Consider the following 23,740-nt stretch of genomic DNA (forward strand, 5'->3'; position numbering starts at 1 on the left):
AAGAGATTACTGCATATTGAGCGGTTCGCTCGATACCACCGACCCGCTCGGCACCGCGATTTCAACCGGCATGCCATCCTCAGCAGCTACCACGTCCCGCACCACGTCCCAGTTCATACGCAGGTTGTTGGCCAGATCCTCACGTTTGAGCAACGCATTGATCACTGCGGTGTGCTTGTCGACGACCGATGGATTGCCCTTGTCGTCCAGCGGCGTATGCGCTTCCAGATAGACCTTGCCGCCACTGATGCCGAATTTGTAGGGTTCGTTCAAGATTCGCACCGGCGTACCGATCGGCACCATACCTGCCATCTCCAGCACGTTGTTGTTGTACATGCGGAAGCAGCCGTGACTGGTACGCATGCCAATACCGAATTTCTTGTTCGAACCGTGGATCAGGTAACCCGGTAGGCCGAGACTGAATTTGAACGGCCCCAACGGGTTGTCAGGACCGGCCGGTACGACGCTAGGCAGCGGATCATTATCCGCTGCGTGCTCGGCCTTGATCGAAGCGGGCGGCGTCCAGGTTGGATTCGGGGTCTTCGCCGTCACTTTGGTCAACGCGAGAGGCGAACCCCAACCTTCACGACCAATCCCCAACGGATAGGTATGAACCACGTTCAAGCCTTTGGGGTAATAGTAAAGACGGTACTCGGCCAGGTTGATCACGATGCCTTCACGCGGACCAGGCGGCAGCACGAAACGCGTCGGCAATACGATCTGGGTACCAGCCCCGGGCAACCATGCGTCGACACCAGGGTTAGCCGCGATCATCTCTAGATAACCCAAGTCGTAGCGGGTACCCAAGTCGGCGAAGGTATCTTCATATTTAGCGGTCACGGTCTGAACCTGACCGACAATATCTTCGCCCGGAGGGGGCAGAGGGAACTCTAATGCAGCGACGGGGCCTGCCGCACAGAGCGCAGCAAGTGACAGACAGCGAGCGACGGCAGGAATGCGCGACAACATCCGGGAAATCCTTGGGAAAAGCGACGGGAAGTAAAGTGACGGAATTGTACACCGCCGACCATAAAATCGGGAGGTAGCTAACGATTCACTGACTGAATCGAAGCTCTGGCCAAATAGGACGCGTGCCTCGTTTTTGAGCCTCGAGAATCGCCCGGCACAGCGAACACAGGCGCTCATCACGAAGCTTTGCCGAATTGACACCCGACCAGCGCGGCTGGGCTGGCAACAACGTGCCACACAATGTGCGGTCGATCGAGCCGCCCAACTCAAGCTGGCGCGCGACCAGATGCACCCGCACTTCCTGGCACGCGAACAAGTCGAGTTGCTCATCAGGCTCGATCAGTTGATAGGCAAATAAAGACCAGGCGGGACGCGGCATCGGGGGCTCCAAATCGGGGCGCCACCTTAGCCCAAAGTACGCCGCTAGAAAAGCGTCAAAGCAGCGGTTTTAGCGTCGGCCAGACGTTTTCCAGCAACTTGCCCTGTGCTGCGACAGCCGGGTGCAGACCATCGGCCTGCATCAACTCGGGAATACCGCCCACACCCTCGAGGAAAAACGGCACCAACGGGACTTTTTCCTGCTCTGCCAGATTGCTGTAGACCGCCTCGAAAGCCTGGGTATAGCGGGCGCCATAATTGGGCGGTAAGCGCATCCCCAAAAGCAGCACCTTGGCCCCCGCCTTTTGCGACTGCTGAATCATGCCCGCAAGGTTTTGTTGCAATTGCGCAGGTTGCTGTCCGCGCAGGCCGTCATTACCGCCCAACTCCAGGATTACCAACTGCGGTCTATGCTCTGCAAGCAGCGCTGGCAGCCGCGCCTGGCCTCCAGCGCTGGTGTCGCCACTGACAGAGGCATTGACCACCTTATCGGTGAAACCCTCCTTCTGCAGGCGCTGCTCCAGCAATGATACCCAGCCCAGCCGGGTATCCAGGCCGAAAGCAGCGCTGATACTATCGCCAACGATCAGCACTGTGCCCGCCGCAGCTCCTTGAGACAGCAACAGCAAAACCAGGCCAGCACTTAAAAACCACGCACGCATCGGATTCTCCATGAGCGAAAGTATTCTCAGTGCTCGGAACCTTAGCAAAGTGGTCCCCAGCACCGAAGGTGACCTGACCATCCTGCACGAACTCTCCCTGGAACTGAACAAGGGCGACAGTCTGGCCATCGTCGGCGCCTCCGGATCGGGCAAATCCACCCTCCTCGGCCTGCTGGCCGGACTCGACTTGCCCAGCGCAGGAGCGGTCACACTGGCCGGACGCAACCTCAGCGACCTGGACGAAGACCAGCGTGCGCGCATCCGCGCAGAGCATGTCGGATTCGTCTTCCAGTCATTTCAACTGCTCGACAGTCTCAATGCGCTGGAAAACGTCATGCTGCCCATGGAGCTCGAAGGCCGCAAGGACGCCCGCGAGCGCGCCCGGATTTTGCTCGAACGCGTGGGGTTGGGCCAACGCCTGACGCATTCGCCGCGCCAGCTTTCCGGTGGTGAGCAACAACGGGTGGCCATTGCCCGAGCCTTTGCGGCTGATCCCGACGTGCTGTTTGCCGATGAACCCACAGGCAACCTCGACAGCAACACCGGTGAACGGATCAGCGACTTGCTGTTCGAGCTGAACAAAGAGCGTCACACGACACTCGTGCTCGTCACCCATGACGAACGTCTGGCGCATCGCTGCCAGCGCATGATCCGTCTTGAAGGTGGCCGATTGGTCACCCCTCTGGAGCCTTGATGGCACGCTTGCCGCTTCTTCGTCTGTTGAGCCTTGCGACTCGCCAACTCCTGCGCGACGCACGCGCCGGAGAGTTGCGGGTGTTGTTTTTCGCCTTGCTGGTTGCCGTGGCAGCAAGCACCGCCATTGGCTACTTCGGAGCTCGACTCAACGGGGCGATGCTGTTGCGCGCCACCGAGTTTCTCGGTGCGGACCTGATTCTCGAAGGCACCAGCCCCGCCCAACCGACGCAGATCGAAGCAGGCAAGCAGTTAAAGCTGGACCACGCACAGGTGGTCGAATTCTCCAGCGTGATTGCCACTGACAGCGGCATTCAACTGGCGAGCGTTAAAGCGGTCGACACGGCTTACCCCCTGCGCGGCGAGCTAAAGAGCGCCGAGGCGCCCTATCAAACAGAGGCATCCGGTGGCCGACCGAATCCGGGTGAAGCCTGGGCCGAGTCACGATTGTTTGCAGCGCTGAATCTGAAAGTTGGCGACAGCATCGACGTCGGCTCGAAAACCCTTCGTCTGAGTCGGGTACTGACCTACGAACCCGACCGCGCCGGCAACTTCTACAGCCTGACGCCCAGAGTGATGATCAATCTGACGGACCTTGCAGCGACAGGCGTCGTCCAGCCCGGCAGCCGGGTCAGCTATCGTGAGCTCTGGCGCGGCAGTCATGAGTCTCTGGAAGCCTACCGTCAGGCGATCACCCCGGAATTGGCCGCTAATCAACGCATACAGGACGCTCGCGACGGCAATCGGCAAATTGGTGGTGCACTGGGCAAGGCCGAGCGCTACCTGAACATGGCCAGCCTGGTGGCAGTCTTGCTGTCCGGTGTGGCCGTGGCCCTGTCGGCCGCCCGTTTTGCGACACGACGCTTCGATGCCAGCGCCCTGCTGCGCTGCCTGGGTCTGTCGCGCAGAGAAACACTGGTTTTATTCAGCCTGCAACTCGCGATGCTTGGGCTGCTGGCCAGCATCACCGGCGCGCTGCTGGGCTGGCTCGCACAACTGGGTCTGTTCGCCCTGCTGCACGATTTGCTACCTGCCGCCGTCCCGCCCGGAGGCCTGCTACCGGCCGTTGCGGGAATCGGTACCGGCCTCGTCGCGCTCGCGGGCTTTGCGTTGCCACCCCTGGCCGCGCTAGGCCGCGTGCCGCCCCTGCGTGTCCTGCGCCGCGACATGCTGCCCATTCCTCCCAGTTCGTGGCTGGTCTACGGTGCCGCGCTGCTAGCGCTCGGCCTGATCATGTGGCGCTTGAGTCTCGACCTGGTGTTGACCTTTGCCCTGCTTGGCGGAGGAATCATTGCTGCTGTCGTTTTAGGTGGCCTGCTGCTGCTCGCGCTGCAAAGCCTGCGTCGTCTGCTGGCGGGTGCGTCGCTACCGTGGCGCCTGGGTCTGGGCCAACTGCTGCGCCATCCTTTGGCAGCCGCCGGGCAATCGCTGGCATTTGGACTGATTCTGTTGTCCATGGGGCTGATCGCCCTGTTGCGCGGAGAGTTGCTCGACACCTGGCAAAACCAGTTACCCAAAGATGCACCAAATTATTTTGCGCTCAATATCCTCCCGGCTGACAAAGATACCTTCACCGAGCGGATGGCTAACCTCTCCACCCATGCCGCGCCGCTTTATCCGGTCGTGCCTGGACGCTTGATCAGCATCAATGGCGAGCCCGTACGCAACATCGTGAGCAAGGACTCGCGTGGCGAAAACGCGACTGAACGCGACCTCAGTCTGACGTGGGCTGCCGAACTGCCGCAGGGCAATCGCCTGAGCGCAGGAAACTGGTGGCCGAATACCAACAGCAGCGCAACGACCACTGCCGAGCAAATTCCCGGGGTGTCCGTGGAATCGAAGCTGGCAACAAGCCTGAAACTCAAACTCGGTGACCGCATGAGTTTCATCATCGGCGGGGTCATCCGAGAAGCTGAGGTCACCAGTTTGCGCGAAGTGAATTGGGACAACTTCCAGCCCAATTTCTTCATGATCTTCCAGCCCGGCACGCTCAAGGATTTGCCGACCACGTACCTGACCAGCTTCTACCTGGCACCCGGGAACGACCAACAGATCGTCGAGCTGTCTCGCGCCTTTCCAGCGGTGACCATCCTTCAAGTCGAAGCGCTGCTGGAGCAACTTCGGAGCATTCTCGCTCAGGTAACGATCGCGGTGGAGTACGTGCTGCTGTTCGTGCTGGCGGCGGGGCTTGCGGTTTTGTTCTCCGGCCTGCAAGCAACCCTCGACGAACGCATCCGCCAAGGCGCCCTGCTGCGCGCACTTGGCGCCGAGCGAGCACTGCTGGTCAAGGCGCGACGCATCGAGTTTGGCCTGCTAGGCGCAGCCAGCGGTGTGCTGGCTGCACTGGGTTGCGAACTAGTGAGCTTTGCGCTGTACCGCTATGCTTTCGACCTTCAATGGCACCCCCACATCTGGCTGCTGTTACTGCCCATCATCGGTGCGCTACTGGTAGGCGGCGCCGGGGTGTTCGGCACCCGCCGCGCCTTGAATGTCAGCCCACTGACGGTGCTGCGTGATGGCTGATAAACTTGGCGCATCCTAATCGCCAGGCGACAGACCATGAGCCGTTACCGCCCTCCTCGCTCCGCCGGCACCGCGCTGATCACCCCTGAAGGTGAAGCGCGGATGCGCGCCGAACTGCACGAACTCTGGCATGTACGCCGCCCTCAGGTCACGCAGTCTGTGAGTGAAGCCGCGGCTCAAGGGGATCGCTCAGAGAATGCTGAATATACTTACGGCAAAAAGATGCTGCGCGAGATCGATAGCCGAGTACGCTTTTTGACCAAACGTCTCGAAAGTTTGAAGGTGGTCAGCGAACACCCCAGCGATCGGAACAAAGTCTACTTTGGCGCGTGGGTCACTGTCGAAGACGAAGACGGCATAGAAGCTCGTTACCGAATTGTTGGCCCCGACGAATTGGACCTCAAGCAAAACCTGATCAGTATCGACTCACCGCTGGCTCGCGCTCTGATTGGTAAAGCGCTGGATACAGAAGTTCGAGTTCAAACGCCCGTCGGTGAACAGACCAGTTACATCGTCGCGATCGAATACTTCTGACCACTCGCTTAACTGGCCCCTGCGCTAATATTCATATCTACTTTCCGGGTGCGCTTCCCATGAGTGAGCCTTGCGTACCGACCTATAGTATTCAGTAACACGTTCAACATTGACGACAGGGTATTTTAATCCAAACTCGTAGTGTCAGCACGATTCGTGCGGCGATGTTTTGACCACACATTTATGTCAAGGATGGCATGTATGAACACAGTACCTCCCCACGCAAAACATAACTGGATGCACAGAATCCCCCACCTGGGACGGCTACGTGTAGACGAACTGATTCTTCCGGGAACTCATGACTCCGGTAGCGATAAAGAGTCTCCTAACTTAAGCCTGCCTCAGGAGTACACTCAAGATGTGTCACCAGCCAAGCAGGTCGAGGCGGGCATCAGAGCCTTGGATTTGCGGGTTTCGTATTATGAAAACCACCCCCCAGGCGACCCACGCCGATTTCAACTGTTTCACCTGACGTCCTCAGGCAGAAACGTCGCTGTCGACATTATTGAAATGCTTGAAAAGTTCTATCAAGGCATACTGGAGTCCAACGACACCCAGAAAGAGATCATCATTCTGGATTTTCATGAATTCAAAAACTTTAACGAACTTGCTCATGAGGAGTTGCAGACGCTGGTGACCTCGCAGCTCAACCATCGGTTAATTCCCTATTACCACCACGCGTTGACTGTCGAAGAGCTGTGGAATAACCATCCATGGAAAACAGTGGTGGCCGCTTACAACAGAAACACCTCAAGTGAGATGTTCTGGCCGGGTGTTGATCAAGTCTGGAGCGGGGACAATCTAAATACCACTGCGCAGTTAAAGCTGTTCATGGACACCCGCGCCGACCAGAGAAAGCCGGATTATGGGTTACAATCCATCCAGTGCGCCAAATACGTTCTGCCCTTTCATGTACCCGACGATTTTAGTGAAAAAATCGATGACTGGTTCGAATCCAAAGACGAAAACAGCTATATCCAGAACTTTCACATCATCAATACAGACTGGTCTCTGCGCAGTAAAATTATTTATAACTGCGCTCATGCCAACCTCATCAAAGCCGGAAAAAAATAAACACCCAACGCTCATGTTCAACCACGAGTAATCAGCCCCTGCCGGGCAACACGCGTCAGGTGCTTAATGAAGTCTTCAGCCTCGTCGGCACTTGGCGCCTGGACCACCGCAAGGTCAAAACGGTCATTGGCAAAGCGCGACAGGGATTCAGAATGGTCGATGAACTCGATCAGAAAGGCCGCCGGCTTACCGTTGCGTTTTGGCCAGCCTTCGAGATAGCGCAGCAGCGTCGGCTGATGCGAGCCTCCCAGCAGAATCCTTGGGTTGCGGCGAGTCAGAGGTGACGTAAAGGGGGACAGTCGTATCAGGGGACGCGGACAGCTCATGGTGTTTTATCTCAGCCTCAAAAATCCCGCTGGGCAGCGGTGAGAGGCAACACCGAACCAGCGCTTTAGCGGTATTTCAAAGTCTGTGAAGACTTCAGTCGGTAAGGGTTCAACCTCACCTGGCGCCCCGCAAGTAGCTGTTTAAATCGGCGCATGAGCAGCATCCTAGAGAAGCTGCCTGTGAACTGTCAAGGCGGCATAAGTCGCAAAAACACAAGGCCCGCACATTGCGGGCCTTGTTCGTCACGGTGATCGCTCAATCAGCGATGGCCTTGTCCACCGACAATTTGCCAGCACCTTCGATCAACACGGCGATCGCCCCTCCCAGCAGTGCCAGAGCGAACTCATAACCATTGTTGGCCATGAACAGACCATTACCGATGTGCACAGAGAAAATCGCGACCACCAGCAGCACCGCCAACAAGGCCGCGGCTGGACGCGCCAGCAGGCCAATGACCAGTGCCAGGCCGCCGAAAAACTCGGAACCGCCGGACAGCGTCGCCATCAGATAGCCTGGCGCCAGACCAATGCTTTCCATGTATTGCGCGGTACCCGCCAAGCCATAACCGCCAAACAGGCCGAAGAGTTTCTGCCCACCGTGGCCGATGAAAATGATGCCCACAAAAATACGCAGGACAGTCAGGCCGTAACCGGCACGGGTTGCGAAAACGGTTTTAATCAGTGTGTTCATCGCGTTCATTCCTTTGTAGGAGAAGTGTGTTGGCCGCCATAATAATCAAATCAGCCAATGTTAAAACCCTAAAAATAGCAGCATAAACATCGACCATATCGATCATTTACGTGGCGTAAGCGTTCTCATCTCGCCCTTCTGCGGCTGCGCCTCCAAAGCCTCCCGCTCGCGATCAAACGCCAGGTAATACTTGTTGACGCTGTTAACATAGCTGACGACGCCCACTCCCGCCTGCTCCATGGCGATTCGCTCAACCTGAAAAAACCACTGATTCGGATTCAGCCCACGTCGTCGCGCTTCGGTACGCATGCTCTGCACTCTCTCCGGCCCAAGGTTGTAAGCCGCCAGGACGAACGCCATGCGTTCACGTTCGTTGACGCGGGAGCTGGAAAAAAATTTGCGTCGGATCAGGGTCAGGTACCTGGCACCGGCCTGAACATTACTGTCCACGCTTTGAATATTGTCCACGCCCACTCGCTGCGCCGCCGACGGGGTGATTTGCAGCAACCCCGTTGCGCCGCTGCCCCCTTTCACAGCGGGGTCCAGCGCCGACTCCTTGAAGGCCAAGGCGGCCAGGTTAAGCCAATCCATGCCCTGCTCGTCCGCAGTGCGCTGCAGGATCGGCCGCAGTTTTTCCAACCGCTGACGGTCGTCGCGAGCCAAAGGATTGTGCACCTGATACAGACGTTGGTAGACCCGCTGAAACGCCGCATCCTGATCCGCCGGAACACGGTAAGTCTTGAGAAAGCGGTCAATACTCGCACGCAACATTGATGCGTCGCGGCGCACGTACCAGTTCATGTCACCACCGGTGCTCAAAACCAACGTCCGATCCACTCGCAGCTTGGGCAGGACCTTGGCCCAGCGCTCGGCAATCGGCTGTTCGACAACCGTCAGGTGAAAGATTCCGGCCTGGATCATTTCCAGGACATCTTCAACCGCGAGGCTGGGATCAACCCATTCGATCTTGATCGGCGGCAGTTTGCGCAATGCCAGCTTCTGGTTGAGCTGATGAACCGCCTCGTCGGCCGCGCTGCCAGTGGACAGCGTCAGCGTGTGTCCGGACAACTGCTCGACGTGCTTGAAACCGCGCTCACCCTTGATACCGACCACGATCAGCGGCACATGGCTGACAATCGGGTCACTGGCATCAATATTCCGTGCAGCGCTGGTGTTGAGCAACTCTCCCGGCGCGACCAGATCGCCTTCACCGCGTTGCAATGCCGCGAGCAATTGATCCTTGGATTTGGGGATGATTTGCAGCGTGAGTTGTTGCCCGTCACGCGAATGGCCATTGAGGTATTGCTCGAAGGCGCGCAGCCGGTGATATTCACCCCCAATCGCCTCGCCCTGGACTTCACCGGAGCTGTTACGACTCTGGTTGACCAGCACCCGCAGCACCTTACTGCTACGGATAGCCGCCAGATCGCGTACCTGGCTTTTGTGCACCACCACAGGCGGCCCGGCAAGTCGCGCAGCCGCAGGAAGTGGCAGCAACGCCAACAAACAAAGCACGATCAATAATGAGGGTCGCGTCATCCGTTCTCCAGGGGAATGCGTGCCAAAAAAGAAGCCGCAAAAAGTCCAAAGCCTGTGATATCTGCGGAGTGACGGCGAACCGCAGCGGTGAAAACACTTCAATAAGTTTTTATAACCAGCTGTATTAACTGGATTTTTTTATATCGGCAAAGCTCTGATATTCTCATCAGTCTTAGGCCTGAGGTAGCACCATGCAACTCATCGACATCGGCGTCAATCTGACTAACTCAAGCTTTGCCAATAAACAGCAGGCCGTACTCGATCGCGCCTACCAGTCCGGCGTGTGCCAACTGGTGTTGACCGGGACCAGTGTCGAGAGCAGCGAACAGGCCCTTGAGCTCTGTGAACAATTGGACGAAACAACGCAACGGTTGTTCTCCACGGCGGGGATTCACCCCCACGCAGCCAGCGATTGGACCTCCGATACCGAGCGCCAGTTGCGTGCTTTGCTAAAAGAAGATCGAGTGCGGGCCGTCGGCGAATGCGGGCTGGATTTCAACCGCGATTTCTCGCCGCGTCCACAGCAGGAAAAAGTCCTCGAAGAACATCTGGCCCTGGCTGTAGAGCTGCAATTGCCAGTGTTCCTGCATGAGCGCGATGCCAACCAGCGCTTGCTGGAGATCCTCCGCGATTATCGCGACCGCCTGCCTGCTGCCGTGGTGCACTGCTTCACGGGTGAGCAACGTGCACTGTTCAGCTATTTGGACCTGGACCTGCACATCGGCATCACCGGCTGGATTTGCGATGAACGACGCGGCACTCATCTGCACCCATTGGTCCGGGAAATCCCCCGTGGCCGGTTGATGCTGGAAAGCGATGCCCCTTACCTGCTCCCGCGCAGCCTGCGACCCAAACCGAAAAGTGGACGCAACGAACCCGCCTACTTGCCTGAAGTACTGCGTGAAGTTGCGTTGCACCGGGGCGAAAGCCTGGAAGACCTTTCCGCCCATACCACCGCGTGCGCCCGCACCTTTTTTGCCTTGCCGACATGGATAGAACCGGACAGCGTCGAAGCTGACCGATAGCCCCGGGCCTACTAAGCCCTAGTATTTGCTTGACCCATATCAAATGATCGTCTAAAGATTGGCGGCACAATGCTGGCACCTTGCCTAAATTCATTTCCGCGAATCAAAAAGAAGACCTCTCATGGGCGCCTGGCTTAGCAACGTTTCTTTGAAGTACAAGTTCTGGGCCGTGAACGCGGTCGCTTTTATCACCACGTTGATGTTGGTGCAGTACGCCTTGCAGCTTGAACAACAAGCCCGGGTGGAGGATGCGCAAGGTTCAGCCCAGGCTCAGGCTCACCTGCTCAGTGCCTGGCCTGGCACTCAAGCGCTGCCCACCGGCGCCAATCTGCTGGTCTATACCCAGGGTCAAGCTCCCAGCGTGAAAGGGCAAGCTTTGCCTGAGTTGAGCAATGCCAACGGCTGGATCGAGTTAAGCCACCAGCCGCTGGTGGGGGACGATCCACTGATCGGTGCTCAAGTGGTCACGCGACCCGATGGTCAAAAGCTGGCGGTGCTGGCTTTCGCGCCAAGTCTGATGCAAGTTCTGGCAGATCGCTTCGCCCAGTACGCCATCGCTGTGTTCATCCTGACACTGGCCATGCTGGGGGCCTCGCAGTTGCTGATCCGTTTTCTGCTCAGCCACCTCAACACCCTCAAGGACGTGATGCTGCACGTAGAAAAAAGCGGCGACCTGTCTGCTCGCGTGCCCTTGATCGGCGAAGATGAAGTGGGCCAGATGGCCAAGGCATTCAATGCAATGCAAGCCGGCTACCAACGCGTGGTCAATACCGTGGCCCAGACGGCGGCACGCCTTGATGAGGGCGCTGGACGTCTGGCGGCAGGCATGAGCGAAGTCCGCCACGGCATGCTCGGCCAGCAAAGCGAGACGGATCAGGTTGCGACGGCGATCAACGAAATGACCGCCACGGTGTTTCATATTTCTCAGCACGCCAACGCTACCCGCGACCAGTCACAGACTGCCGATTCACTGGCCGGCAGCGGCAGAGAAGTGGTCAATCGTGTACAGCTGTCAATCGCCGGGCTCTCCAACGGGGTGCAGCAGACTGCAGAGATGATCCAGCAACTGGCTCAGGACAGTCAGAAAATCAACGGTGTGGTTAACGTCATCCACAGCATCGCCGAACAGACCAACCTGCTGGCCCTCAACGCCGCCATCGAAGCCGCGCGCGCCGGCGAGATGGGCCGTGGATTTGCGGTAGTTGCCGACGAAGTCCGTAACCTCGCCAAACGGGTGCAGACCTCGACCGATGAGATCACCAGCATGGTCTCCGCCCTACAGGCTGGCACCCGTGACGCGGTGGACTTCATGCAAGAAAGCTCGTTCAAGGCCGATGACTGCGTGCAACAGGCGAAGGAAGCCGGGGACGCGCTGGAGGCTATCACTGGCGCAGTGGCACAAATGCGCGAAAGCAATACCCAGATAGCCGTGGCAGCCCAGCAGCAAAGCCAAGTGGCAGAAGAAATGAACCGGGCCGTGGTGAGCATTCGCGATGTGACCGAACAAACCGTGCAACAGACCGTCGAGTCAGCCACAACCAGCGGCGAGCTGGCCACCCTGGCAGGCGAGCTGAACCGCGCCATCGGCCAGCTCAAGCTTTAGCGCCTACGCCCACGCTATGAGCCTCATAGTCAGGTTTGATTCGCTGACAACCGGGGCGCAGCCTATTCTTCGAGCATCTGAACGGTGTTTCGAAGAGGACTGCAGCATGGGCAAGCGACTTCCCAATCTCCGCACGTGGCAATGGCGCGGTTATGCCGATAACCATCGGCACCCGACCAATCTGGCGTTGCATTTGATCGCCGTGCCGCTGTTCATTATTGCGGCGCTACTGATCGTTGACGGGCTGCTCGGCCTAAGCTTTTCATCGATTGCCATTGGAGTGATCGGCCTGATCGCGGCGCTGGGTTTTCAGCGCCACGGCCATTCACTTGAAGCGCAATCGCCGGAGCCTTTCACTGATCGCAACGATGCGCTCCAGCGTTTGCTGGTCGAGCAGCTCGTGACCTTCCCACGCTTCGTGCTCAGCGGCGGCTGGTGGCGAGCCTGGAAAGAACGCCATCGCCACCGTCATTGACGTCAGCGGTTAAAACAAACTTAGCCAAACACGGTGACCGTCTGCCGGCTGATCGCGATCAACTCACCCTGAGGCGACCACAATGCAGAAGCGGTATGCCCGTAACCATCGCGGGCATGCTCGATCACTGCCCGATACACACACCACTCCAACGTGCTTACCACGGGCAGCGGCTGCACGAACTCGATGGTCCAGGTCAGTGAGCTTCCGGGCGCAGGCTTACTCAAATGCGGCAGCAAAGCAGGCGGCCACGTGTCGACCAACGCCAATAGATGCGCTTCGGTCAGGCACTCTTCTTTGACCTCACCGCGCATACGCACATACCCACCGATTTCCATCGACGGTGTATTGCTGAAAGGCAAGCCGCCCAGGCCCCAGCGCATGGCCATAAAGCGCAGGTACTCAGGCGTTACACCCTTGATAAAGGGCAACTCCTGACAGTCTTCCATCGGTTTCAGGGTGGGTGCGGGCAAAGACTGGACTGCAATCGTCGACTCACGGGGCGCGCCGAAGCTGCCTTGAACCAGGGTCATGACCTGACCGTTCTGAGTGGCACGCCCCAGCACCTGGCTGACCGCTTTGCCTTCACGCAACACTTCCACGTCGAAGCTGATCGGCACACCCGACTCGGCAGGACCGACAAATGTGATAGCCAATGAGCGAATCGGCCGATCCGCCGGGACCTTTGCGCGCATTGCCTCAAACTGCAACGCGGCCATCAACCCGCCAAAACAGGCGCGACCTTGCGACCATTCAGCGGGAATGACCACGGACAGGGGATTGTCACGTACGGCGTCAACCAAGTCAGAAAAGCTCATGCAGACCTCATGCCTGTAAACGGGATAAAAAACGCTGCATGGATCTTAACCAGCACGGTGCCGATCCGCAGGGTTCATTTACGCCAAACTGCGGCCTGAATTCGACCTAACGACCAAAACACACCCGACCCAAGCGCTCCAGCGCCGCGTCGGCTTTGCGTTCCGCACGCACAATCCCCAAATGCCACCCCACCACACACGGTGCCAGATCGTGTTCTTGCTCGGCCCGCGTCAGCCATTGCAGATGGTCGTGCCAGGTGCCCAGTTCACCCTGCGCAGCCTTCAGGCTGGCCTGGATTTTTTTGCTGGAATGGGTCAAGTCCGGGTACGCCTCGGCGCCGTAGCGCACGCGCTTGATCAACAGGCGCAGACGATGGCGATCATGCTCAGGATCATTCATCGCGGCCCTGAGCTTCTTCCATTGTTTGTTCAGGCGCTTTTCAATACGCGTGTGCAAACCACCCAATAACTTCTGATGCTGTGACGCGCGAACAAAACGAGGGAAAGCCTCCAGCACGCTAAACAGTCGAGCCAGTGCCGGAGAGGTTGCGACGGAGGCATAGGCTTCGCTCAATGAATCGCTACGCTGTTTCGCCGCTTGAATCATGCCCTGTTGATGCAGCCAGGCGGCCAGCACCTCCTTGTCACGCAACGGCGTGGTCAACTGCCCCACCTCTTTGGCCGCAGCTTCGAGCTGTTCTACGCCCGGCAAGTCACGCAACGGTCGCAACAGGCTGCGCAAGCGCCGTACGGTGATCCGCAGGTCATGCAGCGCCTCACTGTCCGTCTCGGCGGTCAACCGCGCATGACAGGCCATGAGTTTGACCTCAAGGGTCAACACCTGAGCGACAAGACGATCCACCCGTTCAGACATGCTATTGCTCCTCTTCGACTTTTATTGTTGAAAATCGCCATGGCAGACTTCGCCGTAATTGCTTCAATTGTCGCCGCAGTGGTGTCAACGACTGCGTCTTGCCAGCATAACGCTGGGCTTCGAATTCGATGACGAAGGCCAGGATAGCCGTAGCGTGCGCCGGAAACTGCAGGGCCGCTCGCCGGGAAAAATCATGTGCACCCTCTGCTTGCCGACGACGCACACCGTGTCGCGCCAATAATCGCTCAAATGCCTTGAATAATCGGAGTTGCGGGTCGCTTTCGCGCTGCCAGGGCTTGAACAACCACAGGGCCAATAGCCCTATGATCGCTGCAGCACCGCCGAAAAACGCCGCACCGTCGAACCCAGAAAACCAGCGACTGAGCACCAGCACTTGCTGCTGCCCCTGATAACCCAGCACCCAGCGCTGCCAGCCATAGTTGAGACTATCCCAACTTAATCGCAGCGAATTGAGCCATGGCAAGTTTCGGTAACGTAGGGTTGAAAAAGGCGCATTTTCGAGAAACGGCTCATCTGCGGCCAGGGCCTGCTCCAGACCCTGCTCAATCCGTTGCGGGGCGACGGCGGCTGTGGGGTCCACGCTTCGCCAACCGACCCCCGGTTGCCAGTATTCAACCCAGGCGTGGGCATCGAACTGGCGCACGCTCAGGTACTGGCCGTCCGGATTAAGCTCACCGCCTTGATAGCCGGCCACTACCCGTGCCGGAATCCCCGCCGCACGCAGGACAAAGGTCATTGCACCCGCGTAATGGGCGCAGAAACCACTGCGGCTGCTGAAGAGAAAGTCATCGATGCTGTCTGCGCCCAGCACCGGCGGCTTCAGGGTGTAGTGGTAGGGTTCATCGCTGAAATGCGCCATCATCGCGTCGACCAACGCGTCGGCATGCGGATGACGGCGGCTCAAATCTGCAGCCCATTGCCGGGCCTGGGGATTGCCGCGAGGTGGCAGTTGCAGATTTTGGCGTACGGCGCCTTCGCTTAGCTGCGTTTCGCGAACCGCGTTCGGCCACGAGCTGACGCCATACAGCAAGGTCTGCTCGATGGGGTGGCGACGCTGCAGGCGAAAATCGTTCATCTGACGTACGTCTGCCAGACGGGTTTCGCCAATGTCCAACGCCAGTAACCAGGGTCGCCCGCTGGGCTCCATGACGATGCTGTACGTGACCGGGTCACCGCGCTTTTGCCAGTCTGGCGCCTGACTGACCATCGCCCTGCCCGACTGGGACCAGCGTCGACCATCGAACTGCTCCAGACTCAGGCCGCGCCAGTACAGCTGACTGTGCGGTGGTATCGGCCCCTCGAAGCTGGCACGAAACACCAGCGCCGCCGACCGGCTCAGCTGTGCGATATCACCCGGCGCCATGCTGTCGGACAGGCCTGTGATGCCTTTGTTGCTGGGCTGCGGCAGTGACCACAGCGGTTCCAGGCGGGGGAAGAACAGGAACAACAGCACCATCAACGGCACGGCCTGTAGCAACAGCTTAAGCGCCAGTTTCAGGGTGCTGACCGGTTTACTCGCCAACGCGGCCTGTTGCAGGCCAATCAATGCCGCCAGTAGCGTGCTGACCGTGAGCAATGTGAAGACGGCCCAGAGCAGGCTGTCCTCGAACAGATAGCCCACCACCACGCAAAAGAATCCAAGAAAAATCAGCACCAGCGCATCACGACGAGTACGCATTTCGAGCAGTTTCAGAATGAAGGCCGCCATCAGCAACGCGGCACCCGCATCCAGGCCGATCAGGCTGCCTCGTGAGAAAAACACTCCGGCAGCGGTCGCCAGCAACAGCGTGCATTTAACCAGCGTGCCTGGGTACTCGGCGCGCATGCGCACGATCTGCACCCGCCAAAGACTGCAACCGACCCACAAACCAATCATCCAGATCGGCAGGTGCGGCAAATACGGAACCATTGCCAATGCCTGCGCCACCAACAGCCAGATCAGGCTGGAGCGCGGGATCGGCAGATTCCGGCTCATGGACGACTACCAAATAAAGCCAATGCTTGCAGACAGGCCTCTCGGTGCTCATCGCCGCTGCCCGGCACCAAGAGGAAACCGGGCAGGCGCAATGCAAAAGGCTGGTGACGCTGGGATAACTCCAGCACCCAATAGCAAAGGCGCGACAAGCGCTCTTCGATATCGCCGCCCAAGGCCATGAAGTCCAGACACAAGTCATGGCCGCTGACGTCAGTAAAATCCTTGATCAGCAGGCCCTGTCCGCGGGAGTAGGCTTTCCAGTGCAGGCGCCGCCGTGAATCGCCCGGCTGATACGCTTTCAGGCCTTGATAATCATCCACGCCGGGGCCCTGCGTTATCTGGCCCAGATCGTCGGCATGGGGTTGCGCCCCTACCAGCAACGGCATGGCGCCGGGCAAGGGCCGTGGATAGATCAATACCGACTGTTGCAGATCCAGCCAGCTCCAGGCGCAAAAAATGCCCAACGGGAAGCCGCTTTCCACCCGCAGCCGGGGCGCGCGCAGCCAACCGCGCGCGACGGCAGGCAGGCCGACTTCAACATCGACCCGTCCGGCGCCAGGTACATCGAATGCCTGCAACTGACTGACATCCCAACCCACGGCAATCGCCTGATGCGGCTGGCCGATGCTTTCCAGGCGCAGGCGCAGCAACAGAGGCTCGCCAACGAACACCGAACGGGCGGCACCTGAGCTGAGGACCAGGCCGCTGAGGTTACGGTACGTGTGCAGAATGGCCAGCACCGCCACCGACAGCAGGAGGAAGGTCAAACCGTAGGCCAGGCTGTTTTGGTAGTTGATCGCGACCAACAGCATCAGGATCAGCACCAGCGCAAAGATCGCTCCGGCGCGGGTGGGCATGATGAAGATTCGGCGGTGGTTCAATTCAACACGCGAGGCTGGGGGAATCCGCCGCACCAGCCAGCGCTGCCAAAACGGTTTGAGCTGTTCGATCAAAGCACCGGCACCTCGCGCAATAACCATTGAACCAAGGCCCCGCCGCCATGCCCGGTGGGATCGGAACGTTCGCGTAAACGGTGACTGATCACTGACGGCAGCACCGCCTGAACATCTTCAGGGATCACATAGTCACGACCTGTCAACAAGGCCCAGGCCCGCGCAGCCGCCAAAATCGCCAAACTCGCGCGGGGCGACAGGCCCCAAGCGAACTGTGGCTGGCTGCGGGTGGCGTCTACCAGACGCAGCACATAGTCGACCAGCGCGTCACTGGCGCGCACTTGCCGGGCTTCGGCTTGCAAGGCCGCCAACTCAGTATGGTTGAGGATTGCTTGCAGGCGCGGCAACAGATCACGCCGGGGCTCGCCCTGCAACAAGGCTTTCTCCGCAGCCCTGGCCGGATACCCCAAAGACAGACGCATGAGAAAACGATCCAGCTGCGACTCAGGCAAGGCGAAAGTGCCCCCTTGGCTGAAAGGATTCTGTGTGGCAATGACAAAAAAAGGATCGGGCAACGGCCGCGTTGCGCCTTCGATAGTCACCTGGCCCTCCTCCATGGCTTCGAGCAATGCACTCTGGCTTTTTGGCGTGGCCCGGTTGATTTCATCGGCCAACACCAGTTCGGCGAAGATCGGTCCTGGATGAAAGGTAAACTGCCCTGTTTCCCGATCAAAGACCGATGTTCCGAGGATGTCACCGGGCAACAAATCAGACGTGAATTGAATCCGCTGGAAGCTCAGCCCCAGCACCTTGGCCAGGGTTTGGCTAAGGGTGGTCTTGCCCATGCCCGGCAGATCCTCAATGAGCAAATGCCCACCGCCCAACAGACAGGTCAGGGCCAAACGCACCTGAGCTTCCTTGCCCAGTACCACTTCATTCACGGCGTTGAGGCACGCATCGAGTTTTCTGACCATCGAAAAGCTTCTCCAGACGACTGTCGTGGCGGTAACACTGCAATCAATGCCAGATGTGTGGCCACTTTACGGTCAGCCCGGCCTGTTTAACCAGACCCTAAACACAAAAGCCACCGAGCGCGGATAGCGCTCGATGGCTTTGGTAGAGAGGTTAGCAGGTGGTTTAGCGACCGGCGCGAGACTCACGAATGTAGAAACGGGCTTTCTCGGCTTTAGTGGCGCAGCCTTCGAACGCTTCAAATTGCTGCTGGGTTTTCGCCCCGGTCAACAGCGACAGTGCCTTGGAGTAGCTGACGGTACCGGCAAAGCCTTCAGCCTTGGCCAAGTCCAGCTCGTGCCAGGCGGCGTCGATCTGGGTCGCACAGCTGTCGCGATACGCGGCTTTATTACCGGCACAACCTGCGAGAACCAAAGCAATCAATGGTATGCAAATCCAGGCTTTCATCGGTGTTACCTCAAAAAAATAAAAATCGATTGTGCGGGCTTTGACGGTGCGGGCAGCAAAAAGTGCCGCAGGCCAAGCGCTGGCAAGGGTAACCCAGTTCCAGCGGGATCGCTTCGGGCGTATGGTGGAACAACTGCAACCAGGAAAGCATACATGAACAAACGAATAGCACTGGTGCTCGGGTCTGGTGGCGCACGCGGTTATGCACACATCGGGGTCATTGAAGAGCTCGAACGGCGCGGTTACGACATCGCCTGCATAGCGGGTTGTTCCATGGGTGCGGTGGTCGGCGGTATCTACGCCGCTGGCAAACTCAAGGAATACCGTGAATGGATCGAAAGCCTGGATTACCTCGACGTACTGCGCCTGGTGGATGTCAGCTTCCGCCTGGGGGCGATTCGCGGGGAAAAAGTGTTCGGCCAGATTCGTGACATCGTCGGTGAAATCAATATCGAAGACCTGCGAATTCCTTATACCGCCGTCGCCACCGACCTGACCAATCAGCAAGAAATCTGGTTTCAGGAAGGCTGCCTGCACCAAGCCATGCGTGCCTCTGCAGCGATCCCCAGCCTGTTCACGCCAGTGATGCAGGGCAATCGGATGCTGGTCGATGGCGGCCTGCTCAATCCGCTGCCCATCGTGCCCGTGGTCTCGAGCCACTGTGACCTGATTGTTGCGGTCAACCTCAACTCGACCAACCAGAAGCACTATCAGCTACCCGTGATCGAACGGGCGCCTGCGGTGAAGAAGCGTTTCGACAACCTGATCAACTCGTTGGGGTCGCACTTGCCGTTCCGGCGCAAGCTCGAACCCTCGACGGACCTCGACGTGTTGCGACTCGAACAGGACAGCCTCAAATCCAGTTCTGCGACGCTTCCCAACCCTTGGCTGGAAGCCGCCGACCCTCAAGCTCAGCAGCCCGCCGCAGCCCCGGAGGCCGAGCCCGCTGCTGGACCGGCACCGAAGTCAGCCAGTGGTTCGTTCATCATCGACAACGTTGGCCCTGCCTCTTTGCTGGATTTGATCAACCAGAGTTTCGAGGTTATGCAAACCTCACTGGCCCAGTACAAGATCGCCGGTTACCCGCCCGATATCCTGATCAACGTCCCCAAACGCGTGTGTCGGTTCTTTGAGTTCTACAAAGCACCGGAGCTGATCGCGTTAGGGCGAGAGATCGCTCGGGACACGCTGGATCGGTATGAACAAGAACGTAATCGTTGAATCAGATGGACCATGTCAAGCCCTTCTCCAACAAGTTGGCTCTACAGAAAATTGCGCCGGTCAGAATAAAAAGCGCCTGACGCCGCCGATCAATCCGACTTTGGCGCAAGGCTGCCAGGGCTGAGCACCGGGTCTTTCAGCACTCCGCCGTAGGCTAGCGTCATGCATGAGGTGATCTGAATGCCGTGCCGCTGCGCGAAATCCACCACTGTGCGGTTTGCAGGTACGAGTGCAGCTCTATCCGGGCGTGCTGGGTCATGGTCATGCAGAGCTCGGCTACGACGTGACCGCGCATGTTAACCCTGCACGCAATTAACCCGGCATCCCAGGTGATCGCCGTGACAGCCGACGGTAACTATTTAAGCTTTTTTGCGTCAGTGTCCTGATTGACTACCGGCTCAATCAACGCAATAAGGACATTGCCCATGCGCTCTCTGGAGCCACAGCCTCATCAGGCATTCATTCAAGAACGACTCGCGCCCTGGTTTATCAAAGCACACCCTCAGCAACGGCGGCTTCTGACGCAGAGCATGGTGGCCAGTCATCTTTCACGGGCGCAGCTTGCCGAATTTTCAGCGGGTGTTCTGAGTGTGCTCGAGTTCTCCCGACCGCTGCTGACCCAAGCGCTGGACGACGAGTTTGGGCCGGGGCTGGATCCTGAACAGGCCCGTTTTTTTCAGGCACGTTTTAAAAAAGGATCATTGAACGGACGTCGGTCGCCTGACCGATCAAGGGTTCAAACGCTGATGCAGGCAGCGTTGCAAAACTTTGAGGCGAAAGAAGCGATTGAGGCCGGGAAAGAATCGACTTCGGTGATCTATCACCGCGATCCAGCATTGCGAGAGGTGGATCTACCGAGCGTCGAACCGGCGAGCGTCAGCCCGAAAAAATTCATTGAGGTGTGTCGACGCCTAGACTTGGGCGGGCGCTACCAGCGTTATCTGGAGAGCAAGCTGTCGCAGCCTGATCTTGAGCAGGTAAAAGCGTTGTTTGTGAATCGCGAGCGTGACGTCTTGCGAGTGGAGGCAAATATCGCCTACATGAAAGAGTTGATTTCCAAGCCCTTTCACACCGCAATCTTGGCGCTGGACACGCCGGGTGTTAAGCCCACAGTGGGTGGAAAACCTTTCGTGCTGCAGTACTTCACGGTGCTTGGGGTCAGTTTGCGTGGCGTGCTTGTGTTTCAGGGGCGCGGGCAAAACGCTTGCGTGGTTTATATGCCTTCGCAGCCGTCAGAGCCGCTGAAGGAGTTCGCCCATTTCGGCGAGTTCATGGACCAACTGCGGGAAAACGCCAGAACACCGCAGTACCGCCAATATCTCAAGCAATTGATACCGCTGCGCAGCAGGGCGCTGTTTTTCGCCCGTCTGGAAAACTGTCTGAACCCCTACGTCACACGATCCATCCCGGGAAGCAGCGGCCTGATCAAACCCAGGATCAAAGCGCGTGAACCAAACCTGCGCGCTAATCTCAATGCAGTAAAAAACGCTATCGCAGGTGAGCTGCCCGATTATTTTTATCTCCAGCACATGCTGCGCATCAAGGACGATGCACGGGCCCTGGCAGTGCCAACCGGTGATGAAAACGAAAAGTCGCGAAAGGAGCGGCTGGCGAGCTTTTTGGAAAACGGTATGGACGTGCTTAACCTGGCAAGCATCGTTTTACCGGGTCTGGGCGAGGCGATGTTGCTCATGGCGGGCAGTCAGTGGCTGGTGGAGACATTTGAAGGCATTGACGCCTGGAGTCATGGCCAGATGACTGAAGCACTTGAGCATTTGAGCAGCGTGGCGGAGTCAGTCGCCATGACCGCGTTATTGTCCAGGGCTGCTTTATTGTCAACGGGGCTTGTGCCGCCGATCAAAGCGTCTTCTTTTATTGATGCAATGGTCACGGCCCGTTCTCGCGACGGCGTGACGCGCTTGAGCCATGCGCCAGCAGCCGTTCCCCCATCGATACCCAAGCCCGCGTTTAAAATGCCGACGCGTCTGCCGGACGGGCGTCTGGGGTATCTGCTGAGTGGGCGAGGTCGAGGTGCAACGGGCTGGCATGCGGACCCTCAGCAAAACCTGATCAATGCAATGACTGCACTGTTTCCCGAGGTCACCAATGTCCAGGCGCATGTGGATTGGTTTGTGATGATCGGAGAGGACCTGGAGACGCTGACCCTGTCAACGCAACGCAGGCTTGAAGACTACCAGGCCTTGCATTCAGCGCTGGACGCGTGGGTGGAGCCTATGCCTGCGAATGTGCCGTCAGGCAATCACTCTGTGCCGATCAGTGAGCAAGCTCGCCAGACTCGCCAGACATTTGCCGACGCGCTGTGTCAGGCGTGGCGCTACAGCGACGATGACGCCCCCCGAGGGCCCGACATCTTGTTGTTGGAGTCCCTGGACCTCACACATCTTGCAGATTTGCCTGATCTGCCTTCGCAGTACAGTCAGATCCGCTTCCTCACGTTGCGAGCGATGTTGGGGGATGTCGAACAGCTCGACAGCCTGTTGCGCCAATTCAGCGGGCTTACTCGACTGGCAATAGTTGACGGCGGATTGCAAGAACTGCCAACTGCCTTGGCCGTACTGGAGCATTTGTACAGTCTGTCGGTGGCGGGGCAGGGTCTTGCCATCGATCAGTCCGCCATGAACCTGTTGATGGATATCCCCCAGCTGTCATCGCTCAACCTGCGTGGCAACGTGGTCGGCGAGTTCACCGACACAAGCCGCTTGCGACTTAGCGAGCTGACGCTGGGGGACACAGGGCTGACGCGCTGGCCGCACTGGGTGGATGCGTTGAATTTGCGGGAGCTGGATGTCAGTGACAATCTCATCACCTCGCTGCCTGAGGTTATTCTCGACAACGTGCTCGACCCTTTTCACCACACGACAATTTTCGCTGCTGGCAACCCGATCAATACCGACGAGTTGCGTGCTTACTGGCTGAACGCCGGGTATGGCCGCCGGTACACCCTGGAGTTCGAGTTTCCCGAGGAGATTCGTGCCCTGCCCTCTGCGCACAGCAACGACCGCCAAAGCTCGACGGGCAGCCCGTTCACGACTCATTCACATTCGATTGGTGGTGCCGAGTTCGACACAACACCGCCCTGCGTCGATAGCTGGATTGTTGAGGGGCGAGCCGAACTCAACTCGCGAATTCGCTCGGCATGGGAACGGGTCCACACGCAAGGCGACGCGCCGAATTTGATGAACCTGCTGCACAGGTTAAGAGAAACCGCAGACTTTCAGCAATTTCATGAGGAGTTGGCTAACGATGTGATGACCGTGCTGGAAGCGGCCGCCGACGATACGCCATTGCGCGGGCAGCTTGAAATCATGGCCAGTGATCGATTATTCGGTCCTGACCAGACCTGCCAGGACGGTGCCAGACTGATTTTCAGTGACATGCAAGTAGCGGTTTACGCCCACACGGCCTTGCTGGGTGTGCCCGCCGAGCAGCAGACAGAACGACTGTTCAGTGTGATCAGAAGCATGTTCCGGCTTGATCAGGTTCGGTCCATTGCTGACGTGGAGATCAGGCGACAGACCTCCACCGGCGTTCACGTCGATCAGGCCGAGGTACGTCTGGCTTATCGCATCGGGCTGGCTTCATATCTGGCATTACCCGGCCAACCGCTGCGTATGGTGTGGGAGGGACTGAGCAATGTCGCGCCTCAAGCGATACTCGACGCCAGACGTTTGATTCTTGAGCGTGAAGCCGGGCCAGCGTTTCTCGATTTTGCCGTGAACGACCGGTTGTGGAATGCCCGCTTGCGTGCTGAAAATGCGGTGCAAGTCGAACACGCGACGTCGCAGGTCAGGGCACAGATGGATGCACTTGAAGAGCATCCCCCTGCTGATCCCGATCAATACCACCGACAAGGCCTGTCGCTGATCAGCCTTCGCGATGCCGACGAGCGGGAGGTGCTAGAACAGATCACCCATCAGTATCGACAAGCCTGGTATTGAGGCTTTCCGAGAGTTGCCCGGTTGCACAGGATTATTGCTTCCGGGTTCCGGTATTGAGCGGGCCCATC

At 58.3% G+C, this 23,740-nt stretch carries 21 protein-coding genes; 9 read left to right on the plus strand and 12 right to left on the minus strand.

Annotated elements, in window-relative coordinates:
- Window positions 1–6: 6 nt before the first annotated feature.
- The 3 genes from K0F75_RS02905 to K0F75_RS02915 form a co-directional block, all read right to left on the minus strand.
- Complete coding sequence (locus tag K0F75_RS02905) at window positions 7–969, minus strand: L,D-transpeptidase family protein (protein WP_219060266.1); 963 nt, start codon at window positions 967–969, stop codon at window positions 7–9.
- Between the two features lie 85 nt (window positions 970–1,054).
- Window positions 1,055–1,348: a hypothetical protein gene (locus K0F75_RS02910; RefSeq protein ID WP_219060268.1), complete on the minus strand. Its 294-nt coding sequence runs from the start codon at window positions 1,346–1,348 to the stop codon at window positions 1,055–1,057.
- Window positions 1,349–1,403: 55 nt separating this feature from the next.
- The gene (locus K0F75_RS02915; protein ID WP_219060270.1) at window positions 1,404–2,009 is read right to left on the minus strand and encodes an arylesterase; all 606 of its coding nucleotides are present in this window, start codon (window positions 2,007–2,009) and stop codon (window positions 1,404–1,406) included.
- Window positions 2,010–2,019: 10 nt separating this feature from the next.
- On the opposite strand from K0F75_RS02915, the gene K0F75_RS02920 reads away from it, so the two are divergent.
- From K0F75_RS02920 to K0F75_RS02935, 4 genes are all read left to right on the plus strand, one after another.
- Complete coding sequence (locus K0F75_RS02920; protein WP_219060272.1) at window positions 2,020–2,703, plus strand: ABC transporter ATP-binding protein; 684 nt, start codon at window positions 2,020–2,022, stop codon at window positions 2,701–2,703.
- Window positions 2,703–5,225 (plus strand): ABC transporter permease, encoded by a 2,523-nt coding sequence (locus tag K0F75_RS02925; RefSeq protein WP_219060274.1) that lies wholly within the window; start codon window positions 2,703–2,705, stop codon window positions 5,223–5,225. Before K0F75_RS02920 ends, K0F75_RS02925 begins: the two co-directional genes overlap by 1 nt.
- Window positions 5,226–5,261: 36 nt before the next feature.
- Window positions 5,262–5,759 (plus strand): transcription elongation factor GreB, encoded by a 498-nt coding sequence (greB, locus tag K0F75_RS02930; RefSeq protein ID WP_219060276.1) that lies wholly within the window; start codon window positions 5,262–5,264, stop codon window positions 5,757–5,759.
- Window positions 5,760–5,960: 201 nt separating this feature from the next.
- Window positions 5,961–6,833 (plus strand): hypothetical protein, encoded by an 873-nt coding sequence (locus tag K0F75_RS02935; protein ID WP_219060278.1) that lies wholly within the window; start codon window positions 5,961–5,963, stop codon window positions 6,831–6,833.
- Between the two features lie 17 nt (window positions 6,834–6,850).
- Here K0F75_RS02935 and K0F75_RS02940 read toward each other — a convergent pair whose 3' ends face one another.
- The 3 genes from K0F75_RS02940 to K0F75_RS02950 all read right to left on the minus strand — a co-directional run bounded on the left by K0F75_RS02940 (window position 6,851) and on the right by K0F75_RS02950 (window position 9,389).
- Window positions 6,851–7,159, minus strand: coding sequence for a class I SAM-dependent methyltransferase (locus K0F75_RS02940; RefSeq protein WP_219060279.1), 309 nt, complete (start codon window positions 7,157–7,159; stop codon window positions 6,851–6,853).
- Window positions 7,160–7,415: 256 nt separating this feature from the next.
- Window positions 7,416–7,850 carry a DoxX family protein gene (locus tag K0F75_RS02945; RefSeq protein WP_219060282.1) on the minus strand — a complete coding sequence of 145 codons (435 nt, stop codon included), beginning with the start codon at window positions 7,848–7,850 and terminating at the stop codon, window positions 7,416–7,418.
- Window positions 7,851–7,952: 102 nt separating this feature from the next.
- Window positions 7,953–9,389 (minus strand): transglycosylase SLT domain-containing protein, encoded by a 1,437-nt coding sequence (locus tag K0F75_RS02950; RefSeq protein ID WP_219060283.1) that lies wholly within the window; start codon window positions 9,387–9,389, stop codon window positions 7,953–7,955.
- A gap of 191 nt (window positions 9,390–9,580) precedes the next feature.
- Here K0F75_RS02950 and K0F75_RS02955 point away from each other — a divergent pair, with 191 nt between their 5' ends.
- The 3 genes from K0F75_RS02955 to K0F75_RS02965 all read left to right on the plus strand — a co-directional run bounded on the left by K0F75_RS02955 (window position 9,581) and on the right by K0F75_RS02965 (window position 12,492).
- Window positions 9,581–10,414 (plus strand): TatD family hydrolase, encoded by an 834-nt coding sequence (locus K0F75_RS02955; RefSeq protein WP_219060286.1) that lies wholly within the window; start codon window positions 9,581–9,583, stop codon window positions 10,412–10,414.
- A 121-nt stretch (window positions 10,415–10,535) separates the two neighbouring features.
- Window positions 10,536–12,017 carry a methyl-accepting chemotaxis protein gene (locus K0F75_RS02960; protein ID WP_219060288.1) on the plus strand — a complete coding sequence of 494 codons (1,482 nt, stop codon included), beginning with the start codon at window positions 10,536–10,538 and terminating at the stop codon, window positions 12,015–12,017.
- Between the two features lie 106 nt (window positions 12,018–12,123).
- Window positions 12,124–12,492: an Mpo1-like protein gene (locus K0F75_RS02965; protein WP_219060289.1), complete on the plus strand. Its 369-nt coding sequence runs from the start codon at window positions 12,124–12,126 to the stop codon at window positions 12,490–12,492.
- A gap of 20 nt (window positions 12,493–12,512) precedes the next feature.
- On the opposite strand, the gene K0F75_RS02970 is transcribed toward K0F75_RS02965, so the two are convergent.
- From K0F75_RS02970 to K0F75_RS02995, 6 genes are all read right to left on the minus strand, one after another.
- Entirely contained in the window at window positions 12,513–13,310 is a 798-nt protein-coding gene (locus tag K0F75_RS02970; protein WP_219060290.1) for an acyl-CoA thioesterase II, read from the minus strand.
- 106 nt (window positions 13,311–13,416) lie between these two features.
- On the minus strand, window positions 13,417–14,184 hold the full coding sequence (locus K0F75_RS02975; RefSeq protein WP_219060291.1) for a CHAD domain-containing protein: 768 nt from the start codon (window positions 14,182–14,184) through the stop codon (window positions 13,417–13,419).
- Window position 14,185: 1 nt separating this feature from the next.
- On the minus strand, window positions 14,186–16,180 hold the full coding sequence (locus K0F75_RS02980; RefSeq protein WP_219060292.1) for a DUF3488 and transglutaminase-like domain-containing protein: 1,995 nt from the start codon (window positions 16,178–16,180) through the stop codon (window positions 14,186–14,188).
- The gene (locus K0F75_RS02985) at window positions 16,177–17,160 is read right to left on the minus strand and encodes a DUF58 domain-containing protein (RefSeq protein WP_219060293.1); all 984 of its coding nucleotides are present in this window, start codon (window positions 17,158–17,160) and stop codon (window positions 16,177–16,179) included. Before K0F75_RS02985 ends, K0F75_RS02980 begins: the two co-directional genes overlap by 4 nt.
- Window positions 17,130–18,047, minus strand: a complete 918-nt coding sequence (locus K0F75_RS02990) for a MoxR family ATPase (RefSeq protein ID WP_219060294.1) — start codon at window positions 18,045–18,047, stop codon at window positions 17,130–17,132. The genes K0F75_RS02985 and K0F75_RS02990 overlap by 31 nt, the downstream gene beginning before the upstream one ends.
- Before the next feature lie 163 nt (window positions 18,048–18,210).
- Entirely contained in the window at window positions 18,211–18,492 is a 282-nt protein-coding gene (locus K0F75_RS02995; RefSeq protein ID WP_219060295.1) for a hypothetical protein, read from the minus strand.
- A gap of 153 nt (window positions 18,493–18,645) precedes the next feature.
- On the opposite strand from K0F75_RS02995, the gene K0F75_RS03000 reads away from it, so the two are divergent.
- Both K0F75_RS03000 and K0F75_RS03005 read left to right on the plus strand, forming a co-directional pair.
- Window positions 18,646–19,713, plus strand: coding sequence for a patatin-like phospholipase family protein (locus tag K0F75_RS03000; RefSeq protein ID WP_219060297.1), 1,068 nt, complete (start codon window positions 18,646–18,648; stop codon window positions 19,711–19,713).
- A gap of 425 nt (window positions 19,714–20,138) precedes the next feature.
- Window positions 20,139–23,672 carry an NEL-type E3 ubiquitin ligase domain-containing protein gene (locus K0F75_RS03005; protein ID WP_219060299.1) on the plus strand — a complete coding sequence of 1,178 codons (3,534 nt, stop codon included), beginning with the start codon at window positions 20,139–20,141 and terminating at the stop codon, window positions 23,670–23,672.
- The last annotated feature ends 68 nt before the right edge of the window (window positions 23,673–23,740 follow it).

This window comes from Pseudomonas sp. UMAB-08, assembly GCF_900095225.1.
Classification (GTDB): Bacteria; Pseudomonadota; Gammaproteobacteria; order Pseudomonadales; family Pseudomonadaceae; genus Aquipseudomonas.